Origin of the sequence: Microbacterium sp. USHLN272 (assembly GCF_037149655.1) — a bacterium.
Taxonomy (GTDB): Bacteria; Actinomycetota; Actinomycetes; order Actinomycetales; family Microbacteriaceae; genus Microbacterium; species Microbacterium galbinum.
This window is the reverse complement of record NZ_JBBCRA010000010.1, coordinates 1-201: the sequence shown is the minus strand read 5'-3', so window position 1 is coordinate 201 and position 201 is coordinate 1. Positions and strand designations below refer to the sequence as shown.

Sequence of the window (201 nt, the reverse complement as noted above, 5' to 3'; positions counted from 1 at the left end):
CCCCGCCGCCTGGTGCGAGATCCACCACGTCACAGAACACTCCCGCGGCGGACCCACCCACACCGACAACGGCGTCACCCTCTGCTGGCACCACCACCGCACCCTCGACACCTCCGGCTGGGAGATACGTATGCACAACGGCACACCCCACGTCCGCGGACCCGCCTGGTGGGACCCCCACCAACGCTGGCGAACACCCCG

The 201-nt window shown here is 70.1% G+C and carries 1 protein-coding gene; it reads left to right on the top strand.

The annotated features are described in order from the left end of the window. On the top strand, positions 1-201 hold a 201-nt coding region (locus tag WFJ97_RS16435; RefSeq protein WP_336642267.1), incomplete at both ends, for an HNH endonuclease.